The organism is Ferrovibrio sp., from assembly GCF_029255545.1.
In the GTDB taxonomy this organism is placed as follows: Bacteria; Pseudomonadota; Alphaproteobacteria; order Ferrovibrionales; family Ferrovibrionaceae; genus Ferrovibrio.
Genome location: NZ_JANLJJ010000054.1, coordinates 1 through 3,548 on the forward strand (window position 1 = coordinate 1; position 3,548 = coordinate 3,548).

The 3,548-nt window shown below is 66.3% G+C and carries 3 protein-coding genes; 1 reads left to right on the forward strand and 2 read right to left on the reverse strand.

Annotation, left to right across the window (positions count from 1 at the left end; translation table 11 throughout):
- Positions 1–51: 51 nt before the first annotated feature.
- Together Q1J79_RS11140 and Q1J79_RS11145 are read right to left on the reverse strand one after the other, a co-directional pair.
- Positions 52–1,338 (reverse strand): GTP cyclohydrolase II, encoded by a 1,287-nt coding sequence (locus Q1J79_RS11140; RefSeq protein WP_300300211.1) that lies wholly within the window; start codon positions 1,336–1,338, stop codon positions 52–54.
- Complete coding sequence (locus Q1J79_RS11145; protein ID WP_300300213.1) at positions 1,335–2,882, reverse strand: acyl-CoA carboxylase subunit beta; 1,548 nt, start codon at positions 2,880–2,882, stop codon at positions 1,335–1,337. Before Q1J79_RS11145 ends, Q1J79_RS11140 begins: the two co-directional genes overlap by 4 nt.
- A gap of 226 nt (positions 2,883–3,108) precedes the next feature.
- Between Q1J79_RS11145 and Q1J79_RS11150 the strand changes: the two genes are divergently transcribed.
- Positions 3,109–3,548: carboxymuconolactone decarboxylase family protein (locus Q1J79_RS11150; protein WP_300300214.1), on the forward strand; the 440-nt coding region annotated here is incomplete at its 3' end.

A 3,548-nucleotide genomic window follows, 5' to 3' on the forward strand; every position in this document is an offset into this window, starting at 1 on the left:
GCTCAGCCAGGCCACCGCCTGCGCCGGATCATTCAGATTCCCCACTATACTTTACTCCTCGAGACCGCGGCCCTTGGCCTTTTTCAACTCATCCTGGTCCGGCACCCGGTCGGTGAAATAGCCGGCCGCCTTCTTGGCATCCATCTCGACGCGGGCATCGGCCGGGATCAGCTCGTCGGGGATCGGCACGCGCTCGACCACCTGGATGCCGCTGTTGACGATGGGGTCGTACTTCATGTTGCTCATCGACACCAGCCGGTCGATGCGGCTGATGCCAAGCCAGTGCAGCACGTCGGGCATCAGCTCCTGGAACCGCATGTCCTGCACGCCGGCGACGCATTCGGTGCGCTGGAAATAGGTCTCGGCGCGGTCGCCCATCTCCTGCCGCTTGCGCGCGTTGTAGACCAGGAACTTGGTCACCTCGCCCAGGGCACGGCCTTCCTTGCGGTTATAGACGATGACGCCCACCCCGCCCTGCTGCGCCGTCTCGATGCAGACCTCGATGCCATGGGCCAGATAGGGCCGGCAGGTGCAGATATCCGAGCCGAACACATCCGAGCCGTTGCATTCATCATGCACGCGGCAGGCGATCCTGGTCTGGGTCTTGCCCAGCTTGGCGGTGTCGCCGAACAGGTAGACGGTCATGCCGCCGATGGGCGGCAGGAAAACCTTGAGATCCGGACGCGTCACCAGCTCGGGGAACATGCCGCCGGTCTGCTCGAACAGGCCACGGCGCAGCTCGGTCTCGCTGATGTTGAAGCGCTTGGCGACGCCCGGCAGCCACCAGACCGGCTCGACCGCCATCTTGGTCACCTTCACGTCGCCATTGGCGGCCAGGATGTCGCCATCGGGTTTCAGACGGCCGGCCTGCATCGCCTGCTGCAGCTCGGGCATGTTGATATGCGCCTTGGTCACCGCAATGGTCGGGCGGATATCCCAGCCGGCCTTGATCTGCGGGGCGAAGACCGCGCTGGTCATATGGCCCCAGGGATCGAGCGAGACGATCTTCTCGCCATCGGCCCATTGCGGGAACGGACCGATCGGCTCGGCCGGCGCCGTGTTGGTGAGGTCGGGCTTGTGCTCGGCCTTGAGCTGGCCGGCGGCAATCGCCAGCGCGCGGTACAGCGAATAGGCGCCAGAGTGAGTGCCGACCGCGTTCTTGCCGCCGGGATTCTTCAGGGTCGCGACAATCGGGCCGCGCTGCTGCGGATCGGCGGCGCCCCATTCCACCGGCAGCGGCTTGCTGCCGGCCGAGCTGCTGGGATGCGAGGTCAGCACGATTGACTTCGGCGCCGGCTTCTTTTCGTTGGGCAGGTTGGGAATCTCGGAATTGCTCATGGTCTGTACCCGAAGGTTGAAAACCCCGTCTGACGCAGCGGGGCGGCAAGATTGGCGAATTCGCAGAGCAGCGGCCTGGTATCGCGCGGGTCGATGATCTCCTCGACCAGGAAGGCTTCCGCCGTGCGGAACGGCGAGCGCACCTTGTTCAGCCGGTCTTCGATATCCTTCAGCAAAGCGGCCGGGTCGTCGGATTTCTCCAGCTCGGCGCGATAGGCCGCCTCGATGCCGCCTTCCAGCGGCAGGCTGCCCCAGTCGCCCGACGGCCAGGCATAACGATAGCGCAGCCGGGTGTGATTGGAATGGCCGGCGCCGGCGACGCCAAACGCCTTGCGCAGGATGACCGAGCACCACGGCACGCTGGCCTGATAGACGGCGGTCAGCGCGCGGGCGCCATGACGGATGGTGCCGCTCTGCTCGGCTTCCGGCCCGATCAGGAAGCCGGGGATATCGACGAAATGCACCACCGGCAGGTGGAAGGTTTCGGCCAGGTCGATGAAGCGGACGATCTTGTGCGAGGCATCGGCGGTCCAGCCGCCGCCGTAATGATAGGGATCGCCGGCCAGCACCGCGACCGGCCAGCCATCCAGCCGCGCCAGGCCGGTGATGGCCGAGCGGCCATACAGCCGCCCCATCTCGAAGAAACTGCCTTCGTCCAGCACGGCATCGAGGATGTCGCGCGTCTTGTAGACGCGGCGGCGGTCGCGCGGGATGGCCGAAAGCAGCCTGTCCTCGCGGCGGTTCGGATTGTCCTGCGGCGCAATCCGCGCCGGCAGCTCGTGCACCGATTGCGGCAGATACGACAGGAAGCGCTTTGCCGCGGCAAAGGCTTCGGCCTCGCTGGCCACCGCCATGTCGATGGCGCCGGCACGGGCATGGATGTCGCTGCCGCCCAGTTCCTCCTTGGTCATCTCCACGCCGGTGCGCGCCACAACTGGGGGCCCGGCAATGAACATCTGCGAGATACCTTCCACCATCACCGAGAAATGGCTGGTGACCGTGCGCGCCGCGCCGAGACCGGCAACCGAGCCGAGCGCCAGCGCCACCACCGGCACGGTGCTCAGGTTGGCGACCGCATGTTCCCAGCCGGGCAGCAGCGGCACATAGGTGCGGCCTTCCATCTCCAGCGATTTCACCGAGCCGCCGCCGCCGGTGCCATCCACCAGGCGGATCATCGGGATGCGCAGTTCCAGCGCCATCTGCTCGGCCATCACCTGCTTCTGCCAGATGGCGGCATCGGCGGCGCCGCCGCGCACGGTGAAATCGTCGCCGCCAACCACCACGGGGCGGTTGTCCACGCGGCCACGACCGAAGACGAAGTTGGTGGGCGAGAAATCCTGCAGCTGGCCGCTGGCGTCGTAGACGGCGCGACCGGCAATGGCCCCGATCTCGTGGAAGGACCCGGCATCAAGCATCTGGTCGATGCGTTCGCGCACCGTCAGCTTGCCACCATCATGCTGGCGCTTGATCTTGTCGGCCCCGCCCATGCGGCGGGCCATGTCTTCGCGGCGCCGGAGTTCGGCGATCTCGGCTTCCCAGCTCATTCTTTAGGGCCTCTTGGCACTGGAAAGCGATGGAGTCTAACGCCGCCCGCAGGCCGGCACAATGCCCGGACCGGCCCGGGATGACCTGTCCCCAAAGCTTAACGGGCCGTCCTGTCCCGGCGGAAACCACCCCCATATCGCAACAGGCGCTGTCACAAGGCGCTGTCACAACGGCCGGCCCGGCCGCGTCTATGCGGTGTCTACTTGCTCAACCCCGGAGACCCCCATGACCCCCCGTCTGACCAATCCCCACAAGCTGGCCCCCGAAAGCATCAAGGCGATGATGGCGCTGGAAGCCAGCTTCGCCAGTTCCACCCTGGAACACAGCCTGAAGGAGCTGGTGAAAATGCGCGCCTCGCAGATCAACGGCTGCGCCTTCTGCATCCACATGCACAGCACCGACGCCCGCAAACACGGCGAAACCGAAATGCGCCTCTATATGCTGAATGCCTGGCGCGAGAGCCCGCTCTACAGCGACCGCGAACGCGCCGCCCTGGCCTGGACCGAGGCGCTGACCCGGCTCGCGGAAACCGGCGCGCCGGATGCCGATTACGAGCTGGTCAAGGCCCAGTTCAGCGAGGCCGAACAGGTGCAACTCACGCTGCTGATCGGCGCGATCAACGTGTGGAACCGCCTGCAGGTCGGCTTCCGCGCCGCGCACCCGGT